Source organism: Mycobacterium kiyosense (genome assembly GCA_021654635.1).
Taxonomy (GTDB): domain Bacteria; phylum Actinomycetota; class Actinomycetes; order Mycobacteriales; family Mycobacteriaceae; genus Mycobacterium; species Mycobacterium kiyosense.
Genome location: AP025179.1, coordinates 1,086,360 through 1,110,604, shown reverse-complemented (window position 1 = coordinate 1,110,604; position 24,245 = coordinate 1,086,360). Strand labels below are relative to the sequence as shown.

The following is a 24,245-nucleotide window of genomic DNA, read 5'->3' as shown; positions in this document are numbered from 1 at the left end:
ATGCGACTGCTGGTCACCGGAGGGGCGGGCTTCATCGGCGCGAACTTCGTGCACAGCACGGTGCGCGAACACCCCGAAGACTCGGTGACGGTGATCGACGCGCTCACCTACGCCGGACGGCGGGAATCGCTGGCCGACGTCGAGGATTCGATCAGGTTCGTCGAGGGCGACATCTGCGACACCGAACTGATGACGCAGTTGGTGGCCGAGTCCGACGCCGTCGTGCATTTCGCCGCCGAATCCCACGTGGACAATGCTCTGGACAACCCGGAGCCGTTCCTGCACACCAACGTGGTGGGAACGTTCACCATCCTGGAAGCCGTTCGGCACCACGGGGTTCGGTTGCACCACATCTCCACCGACGAGGTCTACGGCGACCTGGAACTGGGCGATTCGCAGCGGTTCACCGAGGCAACGCCCTACAACCCGTCGAGCCCTTATTCGGCGACCAAGGCCGGCAGCGACATGCTGGTGCGGGCGTGGGTGCGGTCCTACGGGGTGCGGGCGACGCTGTCCAATTGCTCCAACAACTACGGCCCGTACCAGCACATCGAGAAGTTCATCCCGCGTCAGATCACCAATGTGCTGACCGGCCGGCGGTGCAAGCTCTACGGCGCCGGCGCCAACGTCCGCGACTGGATCCACGTCGAGGACCACAACAGCGCGGTGCGCGTGATCCTGGAAAAAGGCAAAATCGGGCAGACCTACCTGATCAGTTCCGAGGGTGAGCGCGACAATCTGAGCGTGCTGCGCACAATTCTGCGCATGATGGGCCGCGATCCCGACGACTTCGACCACGTCACCGACCGCGTCGGCCACGATCTGCGGTACGCCATCGACCCGTCGCTGCTCAACAACGAATTGGGTTGGGCGCCAAAGCACACCGACTTCGAAGACGGCTTGCGGGCCACCATCGACTGGTACCGGGACCATGAATCATGGTGGCGCCCCCTGAAGGACGCCGCCGAGGCCCGCTACGCCCAGCGTGGTCAGTGAGATGAAGGTACGCGAACTCGGCGTCCCGGGGGCCTGGGAGATCACCCCGACCATCCACGGCGACGCGCGCGGGATGTTCTTCGAATGGTTGACCGACAAGGGTTTTCGCGGCTTTGCCGGCCATGGCCTGGACGTGCGGCAGGCCAACTGTTCGGTGTCGTCGGCCGGAGTCCTGCGTGGCCTGCACTTCGCCCAGCTGCCGCCGAGTCAGGCCAAGTACGTCACCTGTGTGCGGGGAGCGGTATTCGATGTCGTCGTCGATATCCGGTTGGGTTCGCCGACTTTCGGTGAATGGGACTCGGTCCTGCTGGACGATAAGGACCGGCGCACCATCTACATCTCCGAGGGGTTGGCGCATGGTTTCCTTGCGCTGCAAGATGATTCGACGGTGATGTACCTGTGTTCGGCGGAATACAATCCCCAGCGCGAACACACCATCCGCGCCACGGATCCCACGCTGGCCGTCGACTGGCCGCTGGTGGACGGTGCCGCCCCCAGCCTGTCGGACCGCGACGCCGCGGCCCCCAGCTTCGCCGAAGTGCGCGATTCCGGCCTGCTGCCCACCTGGGACGAGACCCAGGCATTCGTCAAGGGCTTGTCGAGCCGGCGCTAATAGGCGTCTGTGCAACAGGCCGCGCCACCGGCCATACTGCTTGGGCATCTGTCGTGCGTCGGGCCGCAGAATGACTGAAGGAGAACTTTGGTGAAGCGAGAGCTGTTGATCGTCTTTGGCGCCGCGGCGCTGGTCGCGGGCATGGCGGGATGCTCGAAGGACGAGAAGTCTTCGGGCAGTTCATCTTCGAGTTCGGCTTCGTCGTCGGCCGCGACCAGCACCAGTTCCGGCACCGTGCCGGCGTCGCCCGCCGCAGCGGCCGGGGAGACCAAGGTCCTCATCGGCGGCCAGCCGCAGCCCGTCGGCCCAGTGGTGTGCGAGACGTATCAGGGCAAGTTCTCCATTCAGATCGGCGATCCGATCATCGGCGTCATCGTCGGACTCGAGCAAGACGGGTCCGCGGTCCACAGCGCCGGGCTGGGCACCGTCGACGGCGTGGTCCTCAGCTTCACCGAGGGCGCGCCGGGCAACAGCGCCAAAGCAACCAAGAACGGCAGCACCTACCAGATCACCGGCACGGCGACCGGCGTCGACAACGCGGGCGCACAGGTCAGCAAGACCTTCGAGGTCGACGCCACCTGCCCCTGATTTAGGCGGCATGGCGGTTGGTCAGTGTGATGCTGATGGCTGTTTCGATTTCGCTGATATCGAATTTCGGATAGATCGGTGGCGCGGACGATTGGTACCGCGCACCGGTCGGCGTCGCGTATGCGGCGGTGTGGGTGCCGTTGTTGTCGTGGGTGGTGACGGTCCAGCCGGGTGATTCTTTGAGGTAGTTGCAGTGTTCGCAGAGTCCCAGGCCGTTGGTGGCGGTGGTGGGTCCGCGGCGTTTGCAGGGTTGGGCGTGGTCGCGGTGGCGGATGGGGGCGTCGCAGTAGGGGGTGCGGCAGGTTTGGTCGCGCAGGCCGATGAAGTCGGCCAGGCCGCGCGGGAAGGTGCGGGACCGCGATTCCAGGGCGACCAGGGCGCCGGTGGCAGGACTGGCATAGAGCCGGCGCAGCGTCGCCTTGGACTTCCGGTCGGCCACCGCGCTGGTCACCATGTTGCGGGCCACTGCGGCGGGGATGGGTCCGTAGCCCTCGAGGACGGCCGGCGCGGTGTCGTCGCCGAGCAGCGCCTGATCGGAGATCACCACGTTGACCGTCACCGGTGCCGCCGCGCTGGCGGGGGTGCCGGTGACGCGCTCAACCAAAGTGTCGGCCATCACCTGCCCACGTGAGCGGCCGTCGAAGGTGGTGTCGGCGGCGCGGCGGAGCGCCGCGTAGACGCCCACACCCTGGGCGACCGGCAGTAGTGCGCTGATCCAGGTCATCATGTCCGGGGCCGGCCGGGTGGTGACCGTGCGCTCCTCGACCGCTTTAGCAGCGCGATCGACGACCGCGTGCGGGTCCAGACGGTAAGCAATCGTCTTTGCGGCGGCGGTGATGCGCCGATCACCCATGCCGGCCAACGCCGCCGCGTCAGCGCACAGCTCGGCGTCGAGCCTGCGTCGATCTTCGAGGTCCAGGCAAGCTGATTCGCGCACGATCAACGTCGCGCGCCATTCGAGAGCGCCCCGGATTCCAGGGCGGCCAGGGTGTGGGGCATTTCGTGGACCAGGGCTTTGGCGAACCCGAGGTGGCGACCGCCGCGGTTCGGGGAGTCGTGGCGGGCTAGGGCGACCTCGCTGGCCACCCCGCGGCCCCGCTTGCCCGCGGGCACCCCGGTGGCTGCCTCGGTAGCGCGCCGCGCGGCATCCAGGGCCGCCGCCGCGCGGGCCTGCCCGGCCGCCGCGGCGCATTTGATCTGCTCGAGCTCGGTGATCCGCGCGATCAACTCGGCCTCACCGGCGCCGGCCGGCACCACCGCTAAGTCAAGCGATTCGCACATGTGTTCGATCGTAGCACAGTCCGGCGCAAGGTGCACACCGGACCGCCTTGCGATCGCCCGCCGCAATTTACTAGGATATGCAAGTATCGTTCCTATACTCCTCCTAACCCCGCTGGGACAACCATGACCACACAGGTTCCGCACTTCATCGACGGCCAGCGCACCGCCGGCCAGTCCACCCGCACCGCCGACGTTCTCAACCCCAGCACCGGGGAGGTCCAGGCCACCGTGCCGATGGCCGGCCAGGCCGACGTAGACGCCGCCGTCGCATCCGCCAAAGAAGCCCAAAAGGGTTGGGCCGCTTGGAATCCACAGCGTCGCGCCCGAGTCTTGATGCGGTTCATCGAGCTGGTCAACCAGAACAGCGACGAGCTTGCCGAGCTGCTGTCCCTCGAACACGGCAAGACGGTGGCCGACGCCAAGGGCGACATCCAGCGCGGCATCGAGGTCATCGAGTTCTGCCTCGGCATCCCCCACCTGCTCAAGGGCGAGTACACCGAGGGCGCCGGGCCGGCCATCGACGTGTACTCGCTGCGCCAACCCCTCGGTGTGGTCGCGGGGATCACCCCGTTCAACTTCCCGGCCATGATCCCGCTGTGGAAGGCCGGCCCCGCCCTCGCGTGCGGAAATGCGTTCGTACTCAAGCCAAGTGAGCGGGACCCATCGGTTCCGCTGCGCCTCGCCGAGCTGTTCACCGAGGCCGGACTGCCGCCCGGGGTCTTCCAAGTGGTGCACGGCGACAAGGAGGCCGTCGACGCCATCCTGCAGCACCCGGACATCAAGGCGGTCGGGTTCGTCGGCAGTTCCGACATCGCGCAGTACATCTACGCCAATGCCGCGGCCACCGGGAAGCGATCGCAGTGCTTCGGCGGGGCCAAGAATCACATGATCGTCATGCCGGACGCCGACCTCGAGCAGGCCGTCGACGCGCTGATCGGCGCCGGCTACGGCAGCGCCGGCGAGCGGTGCATGGCCATCAGCGTTGCCGTCCCGGTGGGCGAGCAAACCGCGGATCGATTGCGCGCCAGGCTGATCGAGCGAATCAACAATCTGCGGGTCGGCCACAGCCTGGACCCCAAGGCCGACTACGGCCCGCTGGTCACCGAAGCAGCGCTCAATCGCGTGCGCGACTACATCGGCCAGGGTGTGGACGCCGGCGCCGAACTGGTCATCGACGGCCGTGAACGGGCAAGCGACGACTTGACTTTCGGTGACGCCAACCTGGAGGGCGGCTTCTTCATCGGCCCCACTCTGTTCGACCGGGTCACCACCGACATGTCCATCTACACCGACGAAATCTTCGGCCCGGTGTTGTGCATCGTGCGGGCGCACGACTACGAAGAGGCCTTGCGGCTGCCCAGCGAACACGAATACGGCAACGGCGTGGCCATCTTCACCCGCGATGGCGACACCGCGCGCGACTTCACCTCACGGGTTGAAGTGGGCATGGTCGGCGTCAACGTGCCGATCCCGGTACCGGTGGCCTACCACACCTTCGGCGGCTGGAAGCGCTCGGGATTCGGCGACCTGAACCAGCACGGCCCCGCGTCCATTCAGTTCTACACGAAGGTGAAGACCGTCACGTCGCGCTGGCCATCGGGCATCAAGGATGGTGCCGAATTCTCCATCCCGACAATGGATTAGCGGTCACCATGTTCACTCTTGACGACGAAGAACGGGTAATCACCGAGACAGCGGCGGCGTTCGCCGAAAAGCGCATCGCCCCGTTCGCCCTGGAATGGGATGCCAGCAAGCATTTTCCGACCGATGTGCTGCGCGAGGCCGCCGAACTCGGCATGGCGGCGATCTACTGTCGCGACGACGTCGGTGGCAGCGGCTTGCGGCGACTCGACGGCGTGCGCATCTTCGAACAGTTGGCCATCGCGGATCCGGTCACCGCCGCGTTCCTGTCCATTCACAACATGTGCTCGTGGATGATCGACCGCTACGGCACCGAGGAGCAACGCAAGAGCTGGGTGCCGCGACTGGCCTCGATGGATGTCATCGCGAGTTATTGCCTGACCGAGCCAGGCGCCGGTTCCGACGCGAGCGCGCTGAGCACCCGCGCGGCCAAGCAGGGCTCAGATTACGTACTCGACGGCGTCAAACAGTTCATCTCCGGCGCCGGCGCGTCCGACGTGTACGTGGTGATGGCCCGAACCGGATCCGAGGGTCCCCGCGGCATTTCGGCGTTCGTCGTCGAAAAGGACACGCCTGGGCTGAGTTTCGGTGCGATGGAACAGAAGATGGGCTGGAACGCGCAGCCCACCGCGCAGGTCATCCTCGAGGGCGTCCGGGTACCTGCCGACGCGATGCTGGGCGGCGCCGACGGCGAGGGCACCGGCTTCGGCATTGCGATGAACGGCCTCAACGGTGGCCGGCTGAACATCGCGGCATGCTCACTGGGCGGCGGCCAGTCCGCGTTCGACAAGGCGGGCGCGTACGTGCGCGAGCGCCACGCGTTCGGCAAGGCCCTCATTGACGAGCCCACCATCCGGTTCACCCTGGCCGACATGGCCACCGGGTTGGAGACATCGCGAATGATGTTGTGGCGGGCGGCGAATGCGCTCGACGAGGACACCGCCGACAAGGTGGAACTGTGCGCGATGGCCAAGCGCTATGTCACCGACACGTGCTACGAAGTCGCCGACAAGGCGCTGCAACTGCACGGCGGTTACGGTTACCTGCGGGAGTATGGTCTGGAAAAGATCGTTCGCGATCTGCGGGTGCATCGGATCCTGGAAGGGACCAACGAGATCATGCGGGTAGTAGTCGGCCGCGCCGAGGCCGCCCGTTTCAAAGCTGCGGGATAAGCCGCCGGATGAACCAGTGCTAGAAGGGCGACCATGACCGAGTTCCTGACGATTGCGTTCCTCGGTCTGGGAAACATGGGCGGGCCGATGTCGGCGAACCTGGTGAAAGCGGGCCACGCGGTGCGCGGGTTCGACCCCGCCCCCGCCGCTGCGGACGCCGCTGCCGGCCAGGGCGCGGCGGTCTTCGACAGCCCGGCCCAGGCGGTGGCCGACGCCGACGTGGTGATCACCATGCTGCCCAGCGGTGATGTGGTCAAACGTTGCTACGCCGAGATTCTGCCCGCCGCACGGCCCGGTGCCCTGTTCGTCGACAGCTCCACCATCTCGGTCGATGACGCGCGAGAAGTCCACGCGCTGGCCGAGTCTCACGGCATGGCGCAGGTCGACGCGCCGGTCTCCGGGGGTGTGAAGGGTGCGGCGGCCGGCACGCTGGCGTTCATGGTCGGCGGCGACGCCGAAGCCGTGGAGCGTGCCCGCTGGGCGTTGAAACCCATGGCGGGCAAGATAGTTCACTGTGGCGGCCCGGGCGCCGGACAGGCCGCCAAGGTGTGCAACAACATGGTGCTCGCGGTGCAGCAGATCGCGATCGGTGAAGCGTTCGTGCTGGCCGAGAAGCTTGGGCTACCGGCGCAGTCGCTGTTCGACGTGATCACCGGCGCGACCGGTAACTGTTGGGCGGTACATACCAATTGCCCGGTGCCAGGACCGGTTCCGACATCGCCGGCGAACAACGATTTCAAGCCGGGTTTTGCGACCGCGCTGATGAACAAAGACCTGGGCTTGGCGATGGACGCGGTGAAATCGACCGGAGCGTCGGCGCCGCTGGGTAGCCACGCCGCCCGTCTCTACGCCGATTTCGCTGTCGAGCACCCCGATAAGGACTTCAGCGCGATCATCGAAACCCTGCGCGAGGCTTAAAAAACGCGGGTCCTAGAAGTCGCCCGCGTGGCGACGCAACGTCTCGATCGACGACACCAGCGCCTCCGACTCGTCGGCCCCCATCCCGATGTCGGCGAACACCTGCTCGTTGAGGGTGACGGTGGCGTCCTCGACGGTGGACCGGCCGAGTTCGGTGATCTCGACCAGCGTGGTCCGCCCGTCGGTGGGATGCGGCACCCGGCGCACCAGCCCGTCGGCTTCCAACCGCCGGATCGCATGCGTGACGCTGGTGACGTGCACCTGCAGCCGGTCCGACGCCTTGGTGATCGGCAACGCGCCGGTGCGGCTGAACGCCAGCAGACGCAGCAGTTCGAACCGGGAGAAGCTCAGGTCGTAAGGCCGCAGGGCCGCTTCGACCCGCGCCAGCAGGATCTGATGCGCCCGCATCACCGAGGTCACGGCAACCATGCCCGACGAGACGTCAGCCCATCCGGCCCGCTCCCAATTGGCCCGTGCCGCGGCGATGGGATCACGCTTCGCGGAGTCGGCCACGCCTCTTTCTTACCGCACTGGGGCCCTCGACGCGGCCCTCTCAGAGGGTCCGTTCCAGCAGTACCTGTCCGCTGTCGGCGGAAATCACTCGTACGGAAGCGATCTGGTCGAGTTGCGTCGAGGTGCTGCCCGCCGGGTTCGCGGTGCGGCCGGGCTCGGCCACCCAGGTGGCCAGCCGGGTCTGGCTGCCGTCGCGATTGACTATCACCATGGCAAGGGTGTCGTGGTGAGCGTCCGGCGGCGCCAAGCAGTAGCACTGCAGGCTGATCATCGTCCCCCAGCTCTGGCTGCTGAACAAAATCGTCGACGTCAACAGCTTGGTTCCGACCTGCGCCATGGGTTGGGCCGACGTGGCGGCGGGCTGCGGGTGATTCCCGAAAATGTCGGCCGCGCCATTCACACCCACCAATACGCCGACACCCAGCACCACGGCCGCGGCAACCGAGGCCGCCCAGGTGGTGATGCGGGTGCGGCGCCGGCGCGCGCGCACGGTCTCCAGCAACGACGGCAGTAGGCGCGGCGATATCTGCGGTACGTAGCCCGACTCGCTGATCGCATCCACGTCGGCATGGCTCAATTGGGCGAGCAGGGCCGGGATGCCGCTGAGTTCGGCGACGGCGTCGCGACATGCCGGACAACCGGCCAGGTGGTCTTCGAATTCGCGGCGGTCCGTCGCGGACAGCGACCCCAGTACATAAGCGGCATCCCATGTCGCATAGTGATGCGTGTCGGTGGGCGGGCCGTGCCGTTCCGACGGCCCCCACGACGGCCGATTCATGTCATCCATCTCCCGTCATCCTCACGTATTCGGAGCCGACGACCGCCCAGACGGCGATCATCGGGTGACTCCCAGTTCCTGCAGTTGCAGCCGCAGCGCCCGCACGGCGTAGTGCAGCCGCGACTTCACCGTTCCCTCGGCGATTTTCAGGTCGTCAGCTATCTGCGTGGTGGTCCAGCCGCGGTAGTAGGACCGCTCGATCACAGCCCGATGGTCAATGGAGAGCTGGGCCATCGCGTCGCCGATCAACAGCCGGTCGAGGGCCGCGTTGACCTCGTCGGGGGTGGCCCGCTCCGGCGCCCCGGCCTCGTCGATCGATCCCACGACATTGCGGAACCGGGCGCTGCGGCGGTCGTCGATGATCATGTTGCGGGCTACGGTGAACAACCACGCCCGAGCCGACCGCGCCGCGTCGCCGACGACCTCGGGGTGCTGCCAGGCCCGCAGCAGCGTCTCCTGGACGACGTCCTCGGCCTGGCTGGCATCGCCGGTCAACCGCAGCGCGTAACGCCACAAGGCCGCGGCATGCTCGTCGTACAACGCCTTCATCAGAGCGGCTTCGGCGGTCTCGGACCCGCCCCAAGTCCCGGCCTCGCGAGCCACTCGATCACCTCCCGCCTACGACACGAGCCGAGCGGCGAGTTGGTTCAGAGGGTGAGGATACGCGGACCATCCTCGGTGACCGCCACGGTGTGTTCCCAATGCGCCGCGCGGGACCCGTCGATGGTGATGACCGTCCATTTGTCGTCCAGGACGTTCGTCTTTCCGCTGCCCAGCGTCAACATCGGTTCGATGGCCAGCACCGATCCGGCCGCCAGTAACGGCCCCCGGCCGGGGACACCTTCGTTGGGCAGGAACGGGTCCATGTGCATCTGCCGGCCGATGCCGTGGCCGCCGTACCCCTCGACGATGCCGAATGCGCGGTCGTAGCGGGCCGCGGCGGCACGGGTTCCGGTTTCGATGGCGTGCGAGACGTCGGTCAGCCGGTTCCCGATGACCATCGCCGCGATGCCGGCTTCCAGCGACTCCTTGGTGGCCTGGGACAGGGCTTCGTCGGCCGGAATGAGGCTGTCGATCCCGAAGGTGACGGCGGCGTCGCCGTGCCAGCCGTCCAGGATGGCGCCGCAGTCGATGGAGACGAGGTCACCGGGCGCGAGGACCTCGGTGGCCGACGGAATGCCGTGCACCACACGGTCATTGACCGACGAGCAGATCGAAGCCGGGTATCCGTGGTAGCCCAGGAACGACGGGACGGCGCCGGCCTCGCGGATCACCGATTCGGCGATCTCGTCCAGCGCCAGGGTGGACACTCCGGCTGAGGCGGCGGACTGCACCGCGCGCAACGCCGCGGCGACCACGGCGCCCGCCGCGGCCATGGCGTCGAGCTCACCGGCGGTGCGTTGCGGTACGACCCGGCGGCCCCGCAGTCGTGCCAGGGCACCCATCGGGTTACTTGCCCAATGCCTGCAGCGCGCGGGCGAACACCTCGTCGAGGGTGCCCACCGCGTCGACAGTCTTCAGTTCGTCGCGGTAGTAGTCCAACAGCGGCGCGGTCTCGTCCTGGTAGACCTTCATCCGGTTGAGGATGACGTCCTCGGTGTCGTCGGCACGACCACGGCCCTTCAGCCGGGTCAGCAGTTCGTCTTCGGACACCCGGAACTCCACCACCGCGTCGATGTCGGTGCCACGACGCTGCAACATGTCGTGCAGGGCCTTGGCCTGTTCGACCGAGCGCGGGTACCCGTCGAGGATGAACCCGTTGGCCGCGTCCGAATCGTTCAGCCGGGCGTCGACGAGTTCGTTGGTCAGCTCGGATGGCACCAGGTCGCCGGCATCCAGGTAACGCTTGGCCTCCAGCCCGAGCTTGGTGCCCTGCTGGATGTTCGAACGGAACAGTTCCCCGGTGGATATGTGGGGGATGTTGAGCTTTTCGGCCAGCTTCTCCGCTTGTGTTCCCTTGCCCGCCCCCGGCGGACCAAGCAGTACGACTCTCACTTGAGGAACCCTTCATAGTTGCGCTGCATGAGCTGACTCTCGATTTGCTTGACCGTATCCAACCCGACACCGATCATGATCAGCACCGCGGTTCCCCCGAAGGGTAGATTCTGGATCCCGCCGCTGTTACCCATCTGCAGGAACACGTTGGGCAGCACCGAGATCACACCGAGGTAGATCGAGCCGGGCAGGGTGATCCGGCTCAGCACATAGCGCAGGTAATCGGCGGTCGGTCGGCCGGGGCGGATACCGGGAATGAAGCCGCCGAACTTCTTCATTTCGTCGGCGCGTTCGTCGGGATTGAACGTGATCGAAACGTAGAAGTACGTGAAGAAGATGATCAGGCCGAAATAGATGCCGATGTAAACCGGGTTGCTCGGATCGGACAGATATTTGCTGACGAATTTGCTCCACCAGCCGCGGCCACCGCCGCCGCCGCTGTTCACCAATTGGGTGATCAGGTTGGGGATGTAGATCAGCGAGGACGCGAAGATCACCGGGATGACGCCGGCCTGGTTGACCTTCAGTGGCAGGTAGGTCGAGGTTCCGCCGTACATCCGCCGTCCCACCATGCGCTTGGCGTACTGCACCGGAATCCGCCGCTGGCCCTGCTCGACGAACACCACGCCGACGATGATCAGCAGCGCGGCCCCGCAGACCGCCGCGAAGATCATCCCGCCGCGGCTCTCCAGGATCTGGTTGCCTTCGGCCGGAATCCGGGCGGCGATACCGACGAAGATCAGCAGCGACATACCGTTGCCGATGCCGCGTTCGGTGATCAGCTCACCCATCCACATCACCAGGGCCGCGCCGGCGGTCATCACCAGCACGATCACGATCTCGGAGAAGATGGTCTGGTTGGCCAGGATGTCCAGCGAACAACCTTGCAGCAGCCCGCCATTGGCGGCCAGCGCCACGATGCTGGTGGCCTGCAGTATGGCCAGCGCGATCGCGAGGTAACGCGTGTACTGCGTCATCTTGGCCTGGCCGGCCTGACCTTCTTTGCGCAGCTCTTCGAAGCGCGGGATGACCACGGTGAGCAGCTGCACGATGATGCTCGCGGTGATGTAGGGCATCACGCCCACCGCGAACACCGTCAGCTTCAGCAACGCCCCGCCGGAGAACAGGTTGATCAGCGAGTAGATCTGTCCGGCCTGTCCACCGCTGGCCTCTTTGATGCACTGCTGGACGTTGTGGAAGTTGACCCCGGGCGACGGCAGCGTGGCGCCGACGCGGTACAGGATGACGATGCCCAGCGTGAAGAGAATCTTCCGTCTCAGGTCGACTGTTCGCAGCGATGAGATGAAAGCCGAAAGCACTCTTCCTCCTGCGCAGCCGAACTCTGGTACGGCATGTCGACCGGGATTGGCCGGTTGGGTCCTTTTTCTGATCGTTCCTGGGGTTATTCCGCGTACACCTGCCCGATACCAGCAGGCCAGGGCGCGTCAAACCGTGTACGAGACTAACAGTTGATGTGGGCCGGCCCTGCCAGGGCCTCTCTGGGACCACCGCGACGGGCGGCGACGGCGGCGTACAGTCGGGATAGCTCGTTATATTTGCTAAGTATCAGATCTGACTATCGGGAGCGTACGAATGACCCAGATGCCCAGCGCTCGGTTCGAGGGCGACACATGGGACCTGGCATCCAGCGTGGGCCTGACGGCCACCATGGTCGCGGCGGCGCGTGCCGTCGCCGCCCGGGACACTGCCGGCGCCGGTGCGGTGGCCACGGACCAGTTCGCGGAGCCACTGGTACGGGCCGTGGGCGTCGACTTCTTCGCCCGGCTGGCCAGCGGTGAACTGGACGCGGGCGAACTCGACGAGGAGACGGCCCGCGGCACCGAGCACTTCGCCAACGCGATGGCGGTGCGCACCAGGTTCTTCGACGACTTCTTCGGCGACGCGACCGCGGCCGGCATCCGGCAGGCGGTGATCCTGGCCGCCGGCCTGGACTCACGGGCCTACCGGCTGCGCTGGCCCGCGGGCACCACCGTCTTCGAGGTCGACCAGCCGGCCGTGATCGCGTTCAAGACCGCCACATTGGCCGGCCTGGATGCGCAGCCGACGGCGCAGCGCCGGACGGTGGCCGTCGACCTACGCGAGGACTGGCCGGCGGCGCTGCGCGACGCCGGCTTCGACCCGGCGCAGCGCACCGCGTGGATCGCCGAGGGTTTGTTGGGTTATCTGCCGGCCGAGGCTCAGGACCGGCTGCTGGACCAGATCACGGCGCTGAGCGTGCCCGGCAGCCGATTCGCCACCGAAGGCCTGCTCGACATCAATGCGCTCAACGAGGACGAACTCCGCCGCCGGATGAAGCGCCAGAACGAACGATGGAGCCGGCACGGACTCGACTTCGACATGGCCGCGCTGGTGTATTTCGACGACCGTACGGATGCCGGCACGTATCTGGCAGCGCACGGTTGGCACACCACCAGGGTGGGCAACGCCGACTTGTTCGCCGCCCACGGGCTGCAACCGGCCGAGGCCGACGACGCCCCGTTCGGCGAGGTGGTCTTCCTGACCGCGGAGCGACGGTAGCCATGTCCATCGAATCGCAACGATCCACCGGAGACAGCTGGGACCTGGCGTCGAGCGTGGGCGCTACCGCGACGATGGTCGCTGCCGCCCGCGCCGTGGCCAGCAGACAGGACAATCCGATCATCGATGACCGGTTCGCGGCGCCGCTGGTGCGCGCGGTCGGCCTGGATTTCTTCACCCGCCTGGTCGACGGCAACCTTCCGGGCGAGCGGGCCGAGCACGATTTCCAGCTCGAGATCGATTCGATCGCGGTCCGCACCCGCTTCTTCGACGAGTTCCTGCTCGACGCCGCCCGCGCCGGCATCCGGCAGTCGGTGATCCTGGCTTCCGGCCTGGACGCCCGCGGGTACCGGTTGTCCTGGCCGCGGGGCACCGTGGTCTACGAGATCGACCAGCCCAAGGTCATCGAGTTCAAGAACGCCACCATGGCCGCGTTGGGCGCCAGCCCTTCCGCGCACCGCAAGTCGGTCAGCGTCGATCTGCGCGACGACTGGCCGGCCGCGCTGCGCCATAACGGATTCGATCCGTCGCGGGCGACGGCGTGGATCGCCGAGGGGCTGCTGATGTACCTGCCACCCGAAGCGCAGGACCTGCTTTTCGACAACATCACCACGCTCAGCGGGCCGGGTAGCCGACTGGCCACCGAGTACCACCCCGACTCCGGGGTGGCGATGTCCGAACGCGCCCAACAGTTCAGTCAGCGGTGGGCCGATTTCGGTTGCGACATCGATCTGTCCGGATTGTTCTACGACGGCAAGCGCAACAACGTCGTCGACTACCTGAGCGGGCTGGGCTGGCAGGTACACACCCGTCCCCGACGCGAGCTGTTCGGCGAGTACGGACGTAGTTTCCCCGAGGAATCCGAACTGGCCCAGCTGCGCAACATCGTGACCGTCACCGCCACCCGCTGACGGTCACCAATTGCGTTGCGCTACTCCGGCTTAGCGGCCGGCGCGCGAACCACCATGGGTACCGCCGGAAAAGCCCAGGCCATCTCCGAGCGCGACTTGCGCAGCGCCGCGGTGCCGTAGCCCTTCTTGCGGTGCTCGGGGTGGATCCAGATGCGAACGTTGACCTCACCCTGCTGCAGCTCACCGAACACCATGCCGACCTTCTCGCCGGAGTCGACGGCCACGAACCAGGCGGCCTCTTCGTCGCGCAGCCGCTTCAGGGCCGCCTTGATCTCGTCGTCGATGGCCCCCGCGGGCAGACCGGACCCGTCACCGGCGGCCTTGATCTCGTCGGTGCGCATGATGAAGATGTCGCGGTCCTCGGTGGCGGAGAACGCCCGCAATTCCAGGGTCTCCCCAGAACTGGCCGGGCGTTCGTTGGCCGCGAAACTGAGCTGCTTGTTCAGGTCTTCGAGCTCGGCCAGAATCTTCGCCCGCGCATCCTGGGTGAGCTGCTCGAAAGACATGCTCATCACGGCTTCCGCGGCCAGGTGCGAGGTGCCGAGCAGTGTCACGATCGACTCGACCGCAGCGGCCTTGTTCTTCGCCTCGACGATGGCGTCGGCGACCTCGTGCCGCCGTTCCAACGCGGCAAGCAGGGCATCTGCGATCTCTCGACGGGCGGCGGTCTGGTCGTGGTCAGTCATTGCATAAGACTAGAACGACGCGCCGGGATGCGCGCCACTCGATGGGCGACCGTCAGACCAGTTTCGATCCGCTGAGTTCCAGGAACCGGCGATACCGATCCCTGGTCGGCTCCAACCAATCCGGGCGGGGCTCCACCACCTGTTCGACGCCGGCCCATCGGGACGCATCAGTGATCACCGACTCGCGACCGACCGCCATCCTGGCCAGGAACGCTGCGCCCAGTGCCGCCCCCTCGGCCACCGCCGACACTTCGACCGGCCGCCCGGTCGCCTCGGCGATGGCCTGCATCCAGGGCCGCAGCCGGGTACCCCCGCCGGTGGCGAGGATGCGGCGCACCGGCGCACCACCGAGCTCCAAGATCTGGCGAACGGCGAACCCGGACGCCTCGTAGGCCGCGCGCCGCAGCGCCGCCGCATCGTGGGTGAGGTCCACGCCGTCGAGCATCGCGCGGCGATCCGGGTCGTGAAACGGGGTGCGCTCGCCACGGATGTAGGGCAACCAAACCGGCACCCGACGCGGATCGGCTGTCTCCGGATCCGCTTGCGCCACAACGCGATCCACCCAGTTGAGGAACAACCCACCGGCATTGCTGGCGCCGCCGATCTGGCTCTTGCCGGCGGCGGTGTGGGGAATGGTCCACAACCCCGGCACCTGCCGGGCATCGGCGATGGTGGTCCACACGATCAGGGTGGTGCCGCACAACACCAGCACGTCGCCGTCGTGGTCGGCGCCGGCCACCATCTGTTCGCACAGGGCGTCGATGGCGCCCACCGCCAGCACGCCGGCGTCCGGCGAGGCCCCACGCACCCGCCCGGCGGCGGTGCCGAATGTCTCCACCCTGGGCATCTGCTGGACGCGGGCGCCGCAGTCGGCGCATGCCGCTGCATTCCAGCCGGTGCCGTCGAAGAGCGGCAGGCTGGTGATCGCGGTGGCGAAGTCGATGACCGCTTCGCCGGCCAGCGCGTGGTTGGCGACCGCGGGCGCGGGCCAGTACCCGGCTGCGTCGGGCGCCTGCGCGGCCGTCCAGCGCAGAAACTCCGCGGCTTCGCCCAGCGCCGGCAGGGGTTGTTCGGCGGCACCCGGCACCCGTCCGCGGCTGTCGCCGTAGAGCAGGCCCGGTGTGATCGGCCGGCCCGCAGCGTCGACGGCGGTCATCGAGGGCACCATCGACGAGACGGCAACTGCCTTGGCGTCCGGCCGGTTCAGCTGCTCGAGGGCCGCCACCGGGCCCTGTCGCCACGCCGCGTCGGCGTCGTGCTCCAGTTTGTCGGGCGAGGGCACCCGCAGCTGATGCGGAATCCGCGCCCGGGCGTGCACGCGGCCGTTCTCGTCGACCGCGACCGCCTTGGCCGAAGTCGTGCCGATGTCGATGCCGATCGTGACGTCCTGCACATCGAAGCGTGACACGGGCGCCACGGTACGCCAGCATAGGCAGACGTGAGCTCTCGACCACGTGCCCTGGTGACCGCCCCGCTGCGCGGCCCCGGGTTCGACAAACTCCGCCAGCTGGTCGACGTGGTGTACGACCCCCTGGATCGAGCAGACCCCGCTGCGGATCTACAGCCCCGAGCAGCTGGCCGAGCGGATCGCCGCTGAATCCGCCGATATCGTTGTGGTGGAAAGTGATTCGGTGCAAGGTCCGGTTTTCGAGGTGGGTCTGCGCGCGATCGCATCGACGCGCGGCGACCCCAACAACGTCGATATCCCGGGCGCCACCGCCGCCGGCATCCCGGTGCTCAACACCCCGGCCCGCAACGCCGACGCGGTCGCCGAGATGACAGTGGCGCTGCTGTTGGCCGCCACCCGCCACCTGCTGACCGCGGACGCGGATGTGCGCAGCGGCAAACATGTTTCGCGACGGCACTATCCCCTATCAACGATTTCGGGGCTGGGAGATCGCCGGGCGCACCGCCGGGCTGGTGGGCCTCGGTGCGGTCGGCCGGGCCACGCGGTGGCGATTGGAGGGGACTCGGGTTGCGGGTCGTCGCCTACGACCCGTACAGCGACGAGGCCCACCACAGCCTCGAGGAGTTGCTGGCCGAATCCGACGTCGTCTCGCTGCATGCGCCGGTCACCGACGACACCACCGGGATGATCGGCGCCGCGCAGTTCGCCGCCATGCGCGACGGCGTCGTCTTCCTCAACACTGCGCGTGCCCAGCTGCACGACACCGATGCCCTTCTCGACGCGCTGCGCAGCGGCAAGGTCGCCGCCGCCGGGCTGGACCACTTCGCCGGCGAGTGGCTGCCCACCGACCATCCGCTGGCGGCCATGCCGAACGTGGTGCTGACCCCGCATATCGGCGGAGCCACCTGGAACACCGAGGCCAGGCAGGCGCAGCTGGTCGCCGACGATCTGGAGGCACTGTTGTCCGGCGCAAGACCCGCCCATATCGTCAACCCGGAGGTGCTGGGCTCGTGAAATATGTCGAGAACACCGAAGCGGCGGTGCTGGCCGCGGCCAAGGACATGCTGCGCCGCGGTTTGGTCGAGGGCACCGCCGGCAACATTTCGGCGCGCCGCTCCGACGGGAACCTGGTGATCACGCCGTCGTCGGTCGACTACGCCGACATGAAACTCGACGACCTGGTGCTCGTCGACCCGGAAGGTGCTGTGCTGCAAGCCAAGGACGGCCGGATGCCGTCCACCGAGATGGCGTTGCACCTGGCCTGTTTTCAGGCCTTCGACGACATCGGCGCGGTCATCCACAGCCATCCGGTGTGGGCCACCATGTTCGCCGTGGCCCATCAGCCGATCCCGGCCTGCATCGACGAGTTCGCCGTGTACTGCGGCGGCGACGTGCGCTGCGCCGACTACGCCGCTTCCGGCACCCCGGATGTCGGCGCCAACGCGGTCAAGGCGCTGGAGGGCCGGGGCGCGGCGCTGATCGCCAATCACGGCCTGGTGGCCGTGGGACCGCGCCCCGACAAGGTGTTGCACATCACCGCACTGGTTGAGCGGACCGCTCAAATCGCCTGGGGGGCAAGGGCTCTGGGTGGAGCTGTGCCGGTTCCGGAGGATGTGAACCGCAACTTCGCCGGTGTGTACCGCTACTTGAGGGCCAACACTTAGCCCCTCGGCTCGCCGACTGTGGATCCTGCGACGCGACGCGACGCGAACGCGTCGTACGATTCACACCCACCGTGGCGGAGGCGAGGAGTGTGATGGATCGAGTCCAGCTCGGCCGCGCCGCCGTGACGCGGGTGGTGGAACTGCGGTTCGAGCTGCCCACCCGCGCCTTCGCGCACACGCCGCCGCCGGTGTGGCGTGACAACGACGACCTGCTGGTGCCGGACTTCGTCGACCTGGACACCGACCAGTGGCACATTGCCATCCAAACCTGGGTCGTCGAGGTCGACGGGCTGACCGTGGTGGTGGACACCGGCGTCGGCAACGGCCGCGTCCGGCCCCACATGCCGCCGCTGGATCACCTCGACACCGGCTTTTTGGCCGCGCTGCAGGGCGCCGGCATCGACCGCCGCGCCGTCGATGTGGTGGTCAACACCCACCTGCACTCCGATCACGTCGGGTGGAACACCATGCTGGACAAGGGTTCTTGGGTGCCGACCTTCCCCAATGCCCGATATCTGGTGCCGGCGGCCGATTACCGCCACTTCCATCCGGACGGGCCGGCGGCGCGGCAACCGCCGCGCAGCGCGGAGGAGGAGCTGGCCCAGCGCGGCAATCGCCTGGTGTTCGAGGACAGCGTGCTGCCCGTCGACGAACAGATCGTCCAATGGTCCGACGATTACCAGATCAGCCCTGCGCTGCGGTTACGGCCGGCGGCCGGCCACACCCCGGGTGCCTCGGTGCTGTGGCTGGACGCCGGCCGGCCCGCCGTCTTCGTCGGCGACCTCACCCACAGCCCGGTGCAGCTGCGCCGGCCCGACGACGCCTGCGGGTTCGACGTCGACGCCGGCGCCGCCGCGGCTGCCCGGCGTCGCATCTTCAGCGAGGCCGCCCAGTCGGGCGCGGCCGTGGTGCCCGCGCACTACCCCGGCCACGGTGGTGCGACGCTGCGTCCCGTCGACAGCGGCTTCGACGTCGAGCGCTGGCTGGACTTCGCGCGGCTCTAGCCCAGGCGTACCGGCAGCGACTTGTACACGGTCATGTTGGTAGCAGTGGCTTCGGCTCCCCGGCCTCGACCTGGTTGGTGTTCAACAGGATTCCGTTGGATGCGGGACCTCAACGCTGTAGGCGCTGATCCGTCCGCCACTGCCGGGGCGTGCTGCCGTGCGTCCGGCGGAACAGCCGGCTGAAGTAGCCGGGATCGCCAATGCCGATCCGCCGGGCCACCTCCGCGACGGGTAGGTCGGTCTCGGTCAGCAGGTCTCGGGCTTGCGCCATGCGCCGCTCGATGATCCAGTCCTGCACGGTGCGCCCGGTGCGCCGGCGCACCACGGTGGTGAGATGGCCCGGGGTCATGCCGACCTCGGCCGCCACACCCCGCAGCGACAGCGGATCGCCGAGGCGGCGGTCGATCACCGCGAACACCTCGGCCAACAATGGTTCACCGCTGCGCCGTAGATCGGCCACCACGTCGCCGGAGATCCGGGCTAGCTCGATCAATAGCAGGGTCAGATGCGCCAGGGCAGCCTGCCGGTACCCCCGTTGCCGCGTGCTCAGTTCGGACTCGATGGACCGGATTGCGTTGTCCCATAGCGTTCTTCGTGCAGCCGGCACATCCAGGAGCAGGACCCCACCGGAGTGTCCGTGCAGGAACGGGAACAGCAGTGGGTGCGACTGCCAGGTGGGCCAGGGCGATCGCACGTCCTCTCCCAGCGCCGCGGGGTCGAAGAAGACCGCGACTCCCTCGGCGGGGGGAACGACGTCGCGAGGGTCCAGAATTTCGCCCGCGGCCGCAACGTACACCTGCCCGGCGGCGGGGACATACCAGAGCGCCGGGAAGTCGTGGATGTGTCGTTCGCGTTCGGTGAGGTCGCCGCGCCGCGCCACCGACACCGGAGGCGTGTCAGGACCGGTTCGATACTGATAGACGGGCACGCCGCCGCGGTACCGGGCCAGCCGGGCAGGTGAGGGCACCGTGCCAAAGATAATCCTACTTTTGGCGAAGATCACCCAATCACGGCCTGCTGCAACCGCTCATCATGGATCATGTGACGACAAATCATTCACACCACGACTATTTGCCGGCGGCCGGCCACGACGCGCTGCTTCCCGCGTACGACCTGATCACCCGGTTGATGGGTATGCGTGACAGCTATCCGAAACTGATCGAGCAGGCCGAGCTCACCGACGGCCAGCGGGTGCTGGACATCGGTTGCGGCACCGGAAATGTGACGATCGCGGCCAAGCGGGCTCGTCCCGGCATCGACGCGGTCGGCTCCGACCCGGACCCGCGGGCGCTGGCCCGGGCCCGGCGAAAGGCCACCGGACTGAGCGGGATCCGGTTCGAGCAGGTCTACGCCCAGCGGCTCCCCTACGGCGACGGCGAATTCGACCGGGTGTTGTCGTCGATGATGTTTCATCATCTCGACGGACAGGCCAAAGCCGCAGCGGCACAGGAAGTATTCCGGGTGCTGCGGCCCGGCGGCCGGTTGCATCTGGTCGACCTCGGCGGAGACGCGGCGCACCACGGCGGATTGCTGGCGCGAATAATGAAACGCAACCATCACGCGGCCGGCAATCTGGGCGACGCGATCCCGAATCTGCTGCGCGGCGTCGGTTTCGACTGCGCTCAGGTCGCCGCGCAGCCACACCGGCTGCTCGGGCAACTCGCCTTTTACCAGGCGACCCGCCCGGACTAGATCCCGGACCAGCGCGGTTCCGGCGCCCGCCCCCACCCCGACGCCGCCGGGACCGGAATCCCGCCGGAAAAATTTTGTTATATTGGCTAAGTATCATCCTGTGACTTCGGAATGAGGCTCGCCATGACATCAAGCAGTTCACGGCACGACGGAGACACCTGGGATCTCGCGTCCAGCGTGGGGGTCACCGCGACCATGGTCGCCGCCGGCCGGGCAATGGCAACCCGCGCGGACAATCCGCTGATCAACGACCCGTTCGCCGAACCGCTGGTACAGGCGGTCGGGGTGGACCTGCTCACGCGGCTGGCCACCGGGGAGATGACGGTCGCCGACCTCGACAACGACCCGCAGCGCCCCTTCGCCCCAGTGGCCAACGTGGCCGAGAACATGGCGGTGCGCACCAAATTCTTCGACGAGTTCTTCCTGGAGGCCACCAGCTCGGGCATCAAACAGGCGGTGATCCTGGCCTCGGGACTTGACGCTCGCGCCTACCGGCTGCCGTGGCCGAACGGCACCGTGGTGTACGAGATCGATCAGCCGCAAGTCATCGAGTTCAAGTCGCGCACCCTGGCCGAGCTGGGCGCCACGCCCAGCGCAATCCGGCGCGCGGTCGCTGTCGACCTGCGCGACGACTGGCCGGCTGCGTTGCGGGAGGCGGGATTCGATCCCGGCAAGCCGACGGCGTGGAGCGCCGAGGGACTGCTGGGGTACCTGCCACCGGAAGCTCAGGACCGGCTGCTGGACACCATCACCGAACTCAGCGCGCCGGGCAGCCGACTGGCCACCGAGAGCATGCGGGGCACCGAGACGACCGACGAGGCGCTACTCAAGCAGCACATGCAGAAGACGTCCGAGCGTTGGCGCGCGCATGGTTTCGACCTGGACATGAGCGCCCTGATCTATCTCGGTGAGCGCAACGAGGCAGCGTCCTATCTTGCCGACCACGGGTGGAAGCTCGACACGGTCCCACTGCCCGAGCTGCGGGCCGCCAACGGCCTTCCGCCGGCAGTCGAGGAGGAGGGTGCACCCAAAATCGAGATGGTCTACGTCAGTGGCACCCTGGACCGGAAGCACGCAGCGAACTGAGAGGTAGGACGGGCATGCCACGCGCTCACGACGACAACTGGGATCTCGCGTCCAGCGTTGGCGCCACCGCGACCATGGTCGCGGCTGGCCGGGCAATGGTGACCAACGCGCCCGACGGGTTGATCGACGACCCGTTCGCCGAACCGCTGGTGCGCGCGGTCGGGGTGGATTTCTTCACCAAGATGATGGACGGTGAGCTCGACCCCGAGTCCTTCGAGAACATCACGCCGGAGCGGGTGCAGGCGATGATCGACGGAATGGGCGTGCGCACCAAGTACTTTGACGATTACTTCGCGCGGGCGACCGAGGCCGGGATCCGGCAGGTGGTCATCCTGGCCTCGGGGCTGGACGCGCGGGCCTACCGGTTGCCCTGGCCGGACGGAACGGTGGTGTACGAGATCGACCAGCCCCAGGTCATCGAATTCAAGACAAACACGCTGGCCGGTCTCGGCGCGCAGCCCACCGCGACCCGGCGCACCGTCGCGATCGACCTGCGCGGGGACTGGCCGACGGCGCTGAGGCAAGCCGGTCTGGACCCGACGCAGCCGACGGCCTGGCTGGCTGAGGGACTGCTGATCTACCTGCCCCCGGACGCCCAGGACCGGCTGTTCGACAACATCACCGCACTCAGTGTGCCCGGAAGCACGGTGGCGACCGAATTCGTGCCCGGCATAATCGATTTCGATGCCGACAAGGTCAGCCAGATGTCCGGCGGATTCCGCGACCACGGTGTCGACATCGACATGGCGTCACTGGTGTACTCCGGTGCACGCAACCATGTCGTCGACTACCTGCGCGGCAAGGGCTGGGACGTCGAAGGGGTGACGCGCACCGAGTTGTTCGAGCGGCACGGATTGCACGTTCCCGACCCGCAGGACAACGATCCGCTCGGCGAGATCATCTTCATCAGCGGCCGACTGGCCTGACGACGACCGGGTCAGAAGCGGGTCTGGCCCACCCACAACACGCTGGACCCGTTGATCGTCTGCTCCAGATTCGCTACGACGCCGGCGACCGAACGCGTGAGCAACGCGCCGACGGCTTCCGGCAGCGATGCGGCGGCCGGCTGCGACGAGGCCCGCGGGCGCAGCATGTCCAGCAGCGACGAGCCCGGGTAGTCCACGAGGCGCACCTGCGCGTCGGGGTCCAGTCCGGCGAGCACCTTGGCCCGGCGGACCGCCGTGCGAAAGCCGCCCAGTTCGTCCACCAGACCGCGCTCGAGTGCGTCCGCCCCAGTCCAAACCCGGCCGCGCGCAACGAGATCCACCGCCTCGGTGGACAGGTTGCGGCCCTGTGCGACGCGCTCCACGAAGTCGGTGTAGATCAGGTCCGCCTCGGCCTCCCGATGTGCCCGCTGCTCCGGGGTGAACGGTGCGTCGGCGGACCAGGCGTCGGCGTTGGCGTTGGTGCGAACCGTTTCGGAGACGACGCCGAGGCGATCCTTGAGATCGCGCACCACCAGCTTGCCGGTGATGACGCCGATGGAACCGGTGATGGTGCCGGGATTCGCCACGATCGCGTCGGCGACCATAGAGACGTAGTAGCCACCGGACGCGGCGACCGAAGCCATCGACGCCACCACCGGCTTGCCCCGCTCCCGGGCCCGCTTCACCTCCCGCCAGATGGTCTCCGATGCGGTCACCGAACCGCCGGGACTGTCCACCCGTAGCACGATCGCCGCCACCGACTCGTCGGCGGCCGCTTCCCGCAGCGCCGCGGCGATCGTGTCGCCGCCGGCGTTGGACGGACCGAACGGGAGGCCCTGCGGGCCGCCGCGACCATTGACGATGGCCCCCGCCACGGTGACCACGGCGATCGCCGGCTTGGGCCGGCGTCCGGGCAGCGACGGCGTCGCCGGCGCCAGCCGCGATCGGGCCGAACCGGCGTACCGGGCCAGGTACAGCCGCGGCGGGTCCCGGTCCGGGTCGGCGACCTCTTCAGAATGCGAATTACCCGGTGCACCAACTAATTCCGCTATATGCGCGTACGCTTCGTCGCGGAACCCGATGCGGTCGACCAGGCCCGCGGCCACCGCGTCGTCGCGCAACAGCGGGGCGCGGTCGGCAACGCCGTTCAGGGTGCCGGCATCGATGCCGCGCGATTCGGCGACCGCCTTCCAGACCTGGTCCTGCAGGCTTTCCAGCATCCGCGTCACCGCCTCGCGGTGCGCGTCGGTGAACCCGTCTTCGGTGAAAAGGTTTGCCGCCGACTTGTATTCGCCGCGCGCAATGAACTGGGCCTCGATACCCACCTTGTCCAGCGCATCGCGCAGGAACATGGCATTGGCCGCGAACCCGATCAATCCCACCTCACCGGATGGCTGCATCCAGACCTCGCCGAAAGCCGACGCCAGGTAGTAGGACAAGGTGCCCGGATAGGTCTCGGCCCAGGCCAGCGACGGCTTGACCGCGCTGAAGGCAGCGATGGCGTCGCGCAACTCCTGGACCGCGCCGATGGGCGACGCCGGCAGTTGCACCCGCGCGATCAGCCCGGCGACCCGCGGATCTTCGGCGGCGCGGTGTATCGCGGCGACCGCCTCGCGCAACGGCAGCTGCCGGCCACCACCGGTGATGATGGTGACCGGGTCGAATCCGGTGGTCTCCGGCGGCAGGCTGCGCAGGCTGAATTCGAGCACGCAACCATTCGGTACGCCGTGGTGGCGGGCGGTGTCGACGCGGTCGGCCAAGGCGCGTATGTCGTTCACCCCGGGCAGGTCAGGCAAAAACGCGAACATGTCTGAAGCGTACCGATCGGCGACGAC

The 24,245-nt window shown here is 67.6% G+C and carries 23 protein-coding genes and 2 pseudogenes; 14 read left to right on the top strand and 11 right to left on the bottom strand.

The window, feature by feature from the left end; genetic code table 11:
• From rfbB to L6444_RS05265, 3 genes are all read left to right on the top strand, one after another.
• Positions 1-996, top strand: a complete 996-nt coding sequence (gene rfbB / locus L6444_RS05275; RefSeq protein WP_236981214.1) for a dTDP-glucose 4,6-dehydratase — start codon at positions 1-3, stop codon at positions 994-996.
• A gap of 1 nt (position 997) precedes the next feature.
• Positions 998-1,609, top strand: coding sequence for a dTDP-4-dehydrorhamnose 3,5-epimerase (rfbC, locus tag L6444_RS05270; protein ID WP_236981213.1), 612 nt, complete (start codon positions 998-1,000; stop codon positions 1,607-1,609).
• 90 nt (positions 1,610-1,699) lie between these two features.
• Positions 1,700-2,197 (top strand): lipoprotein LpqH, encoded by a 498-nt coding sequence (locus L6444_RS05265; protein ID WP_236981212.1) that lies wholly within the window; start codon positions 1,700-1,702, stop codon positions 2,195-2,197.
• A gap of 1 nt (position 2,198) precedes the next feature.
• Here the strand turns inward: L6444_RS05265 and L6444_RS05260 are convergent.
• Positions 2,199-3,478, bottom strand: a pseudogene (locus tag L6444_RS05260) (HNH endonuclease).
• Between the two features lie 123 nt (positions 3,479-3,601).
• Between L6444_RS05260 and L6444_RS05255 the strand changes: the two are divergent.
• From L6444_RS05255 to mmsB, 3 genes are read left to right on the top strand one after another with little or no spacing between them, the layout of a single operon-like run.
• On the top strand, positions 3,602-5,122 hold the full coding sequence (locus L6444_RS05255; RefSeq protein ID WP_236981211.1) for a CoA-acylating methylmalonate-semialdehyde dehydrogenase: 1,521 nt from the start codon (positions 3,602-3,604) through the stop codon (positions 5,120-5,122).
• Between the two features lie 8 nt (positions 5,123-5,130).
• Positions 5,131-6,291, top strand: a complete 1,161-nt coding sequence (locus L6444_RS05250; protein WP_236981210.1) for an acyl-CoA dehydrogenase family protein — start codon at positions 5,131-5,133, stop codon at positions 6,289-6,291.
• Between the two features lie 33 nt (positions 6,292-6,324).
• Positions 6,325-7,209, top strand: a complete 885-nt coding sequence (mmsB, locus tag L6444_RS05245; RefSeq protein ID WP_236981209.1) for a 3-hydroxyisobutyrate dehydrogenase — start codon at positions 6,325-6,327, stop codon at positions 7,207-7,209.
• Positions 7,210-7,221: 12 nt separating this feature from the next.
• Here mmsB and L6444_RS05240 read toward each other — a convergent pair whose 3' ends face one another.
• The 6 genes from L6444_RS05240 to secY are packed head-to-tail and all read right to left on the bottom strand — an operon-like array spanning position 7,222 to position 11,814.
• Complete coding sequence (locus L6444_RS05240) at positions 7,222-7,722, bottom strand: MarR family winged helix-turn-helix transcriptional regulator (protein ID WP_236981208.1); 501 nt, start codon at positions 7,720-7,722, stop codon at positions 7,222-7,224.
• A 40-nt stretch (positions 7,723-7,762) separates the two neighbouring features.
• Complete coding sequence (locus tag L6444_RS05235; RefSeq protein ID WP_370653080.1) at positions 7,763-8,509, bottom strand: anti-sigma factor family protein; 747 nt, start codon at positions 8,507-8,509, stop codon at positions 7,763-7,765.
• Between the two features lie 48 nt (positions 8,510-8,557).
• Positions 8,558-9,103 carry a sigma-70 family RNA polymerase sigma factor gene (locus L6444_RS05230; protein WP_255731138.1) on the bottom strand — a complete coding sequence of 182 codons (546 nt, stop codon included), beginning with the start codon at positions 9,101-9,103 and terminating at the stop codon, positions 8,558-8,560.
• Positions 9,104-9,147: 44 nt separating this feature from the next.
• Positions 9,148-9,945 carry a type I methionyl aminopeptidase gene (gene map / locus L6444_RS05225; RefSeq protein WP_236981207.1) on the bottom strand — a complete coding sequence of 266 codons (798 nt, stop codon included), beginning with the start codon at positions 9,943-9,945 and terminating at the stop codon, positions 9,148-9,150.
• A gap of 4 nt (positions 9,946-9,949) precedes the next feature.
• Positions 9,950-10,495 carry an adenylate kinase gene (locus tag L6444_RS05220; protein ID WP_236981206.1) on the bottom strand — a complete coding sequence of 182 codons (546 nt, stop codon included), beginning with the start codon at positions 10,493-10,495 and terminating at the stop codon, positions 9,950-9,952.
• Positions 10,492-11,814 carry a preprotein translocase subunit SecY gene (secY, locus tag L6444_RS05215; RefSeq protein ID WP_236981205.1) on the bottom strand — a complete coding sequence of 441 codons (1,323 nt, stop codon included), beginning with the start codon at positions 11,812-11,814 and terminating at the stop codon, positions 10,492-10,494. Before secY ends, L6444_RS05220 begins: the two co-directional genes overlap by 4 nt.
• A 274-nt stretch (positions 11,815-12,088) precedes the next feature.
• Here secY and L6444_RS05210 point away from each other — a divergent pair, with 274 nt between their 5' ends.
• Both L6444_RS05210 and L6444_RS05205 read left to right on the top strand, forming a co-directional pair.
• Positions 12,089-13,033, top strand: a complete 945-nt coding sequence (locus tag L6444_RS05210; protein ID WP_370653079.1) for an SAM-dependent methyltransferase — start codon at positions 12,089-12,091, stop codon at positions 13,031-13,033.
• 2 nt (positions 13,034-13,035) lie between these two features.
• Positions 13,036-13,944, top strand: coding sequence for a class I SAM-dependent methyltransferase (locus tag L6444_RS05205; RefSeq protein WP_236981204.1), 909 nt, complete (start codon positions 13,036-13,038; stop codon positions 13,942-13,944).
• A gap of 20 nt (positions 13,945-13,964) precedes the next feature.
• Here L6444_RS05205 and L6444_RS05200 read toward each other — a convergent pair whose 3' ends face one another.
• Together L6444_RS05200 and L6444_RS05195 are read right to left on the bottom strand one after the other, a co-directional pair.
• Positions 13,965-14,630, bottom strand: coding sequence for a GNAT family N-acetyltransferase (locus tag L6444_RS05200; protein ID WP_236981203.1), 666 nt, complete (start codon positions 14,628-14,630; stop codon positions 13,965-13,967).
• A 52-nt stretch (positions 14,631-14,682) separates the two neighbouring features.
• Positions 14,683-16,023 carry a xylulokinase gene (locus L6444_RS05195; protein WP_236983824.1) on the bottom strand — a complete coding sequence of 447 codons (1,341 nt, stop codon included), beginning with the start codon at positions 16,021-16,023 and terminating at the stop codon, positions 14,683-14,685.
• A gap of 45 nt (positions 16,024-16,068) precedes the next feature.
• On the opposite strand from L6444_RS05195, the pseudogene L6444_RS05190 reads away from it, so the two are divergent.
• The 3 genes and pseudogenes from L6444_RS05190 to L6444_RS05180 all read left to right on the top strand — a co-directional run bounded on the left by L6444_RS05190 (position 16,069) and on the right by L6444_RS05180 (position 18,706).
• Positions 16,069-17,052: pseudogene (locus tag L6444_RS05190) on the top strand (NAD(P)-dependent oxidoreductase).
• A complete protein-coding gene (locus tag L6444_RS05185; RefSeq protein ID WP_236981202.1) occupies positions 17,049-17,702 on the top strand; it encodes an L-fuculose-phosphate aldolase in 654 nt (217 codons plus the stop codon). Before L6444_RS05190 ends, L6444_RS05185 begins: the two are co-directional and overlap by 4 nt.
• 92 nt (positions 17,703-17,794) lie before the next feature.
• Positions 17,795-18,706, top strand: coding sequence for an MBL fold metallo-hydrolase (locus L6444_RS05180; RefSeq protein WP_236981201.1), 912 nt, complete (start codon positions 17,795-17,797; stop codon positions 18,704-18,706).
• A gap of 109 nt (positions 18,707-18,815) precedes the next feature.
• On the opposite strand, the gene L6444_RS05175 is transcribed toward L6444_RS05180, so the two are convergent.
• Entirely contained in the window at positions 18,816-19,673 is an 858-nt protein-coding gene (locus tag L6444_RS05175; protein WP_236981199.1) for a helix-turn-helix transcriptional regulator, read from the bottom strand.
• 65 nt (positions 19,674-19,738) lie between these two features.
• On the opposite strand from L6444_RS05175, the gene L6444_RS05170 reads away from it, so the two are divergent.
• The 3 genes from L6444_RS05170 (at position 19,739) to L6444_RS05160 (ending at position 22,410) form a co-directional block, all read left to right on the top strand.
• On the top strand, positions 19,739-20,398 hold the full coding sequence (locus L6444_RS05170) for a class I SAM-dependent methyltransferase (RefSeq protein ID WP_370653078.1): 660 nt from the start codon (positions 19,739-19,741) through the stop codon (positions 20,396-20,398).
• Positions 20,399-20,521: 123 nt separating this feature from the next.
• A complete protein-coding gene (locus tag L6444_RS05165) occupies positions 20,522-21,484 on the top strand; it encodes a class I SAM-dependent methyltransferase (RefSeq protein ID WP_236981195.1) in 963 nt (320 codons plus the stop codon).
• A 14-nt stretch (positions 21,485-21,498) separates the two neighbouring features.
• Positions 21,499-22,410, top strand: a complete 912-nt coding sequence (locus tag L6444_RS05160; protein WP_236981193.1) for a class I SAM-dependent methyltransferase — start codon at positions 21,499-21,501, stop codon at positions 22,408-22,410.
• Positions 22,411-22,421: 11 nt separating this feature from the next.
• On the opposite strand, the gene sppA is transcribed toward L6444_RS05160, so the two are convergent.
• Entirely contained in the window at positions 22,422-24,218 is a 1,797-nt protein-coding gene (sppA, locus tag L6444_RS05155; protein WP_236981191.1) for a signal peptide peptidase SppA, read from the bottom strand.
• Between the last annotated feature and the right edge of the window lie 27 nt (positions 24,219-24,245).